Annotated in this window: 1 protein-coding gene; it reads right to left on the reverse strand. The window is 73.1% G+C overall.

The window, feature by feature from the left end:
* Positions 1–152: 152 nt before the first annotated feature.
* The coding region (locus ELR45_RS36605) for a glutamate ligase domain-containing protein (protein WP_276320630.1) at positions 153–754 on the reverse strand (602 nt) is incomplete at its 5' end.

Raw genomic sequence — 754 nt, forward strand, 5'->3', positions numbered from 1 at the left:
CGACAGCACCGATGACCACCGCACCAGCCACACAGCGACGCCGATCACCGCGACCACCAGCAGTACCAACACGATCCGCACCATCCCGCGCAGCCTCCGGCGGCGGGCACGCGCCGCGAACCGCTCAGCGCTCGCAGATCGCGTGGCGGTGCTCACACCCGCTCCACGCTCGCAGCTGTCTCGGTCAGCAGCTCCAGGACCTCCGGGCCGATCATCGTCACGTCGCCCGCGCCCATCGTGAGCAGCACGTCACCCGGGCGGACCCACGACGCGGCCAACGCCGGCGCCGCGGACCAGGACTGCTCGAACGCCACCTGGGTGGGCGGCAGCGCCACCGCGGATGCCACCAGCGCTCCGGTCACGCCCGGCTCGGGATCCTCCCGGGACGCGTAGATGTCCATCACCAGCACCTCGTCCGCACCGCCGAGAGCCCTGCCGAACTCGTCGGCGAAGATCCGGGTCCGGCTGAACAGGTGCGGCTGGAAGATCGCGACCACTCTGCCGTCGCCGGCGACCGACCGCGCAGCCGCCAGGTCCGCGGCCACCTCGGTCGGGTGGTGCGCGTAGCAGTCGTAGACCCGCACACCCCGCGCGATACCCTTCAGCTCGAACCGGCGGCGGGTCCCCGTGAACCCGGCCAGACCCTCGCGCAGCTCGCCGCTCGGCAGGCCCAGTCCCAGCCCTGCGGTGAACGCGCCCGCGGCGTTCAGCGCGTTGTGCCGGCCAGGCACCCTCAGGTCGACGCGGCCCTGCC

Origin of the sequence: Phytoactinopolyspora endophytica (assembly GCF_004138495.1) — a bacterium.
Classification (GTDB): Bacteria; Actinomycetota; Actinomycetes; order Jiangellales; family Jiangellaceae; genus Phytoactinopolyspora; species Phytoactinopolyspora endophytica.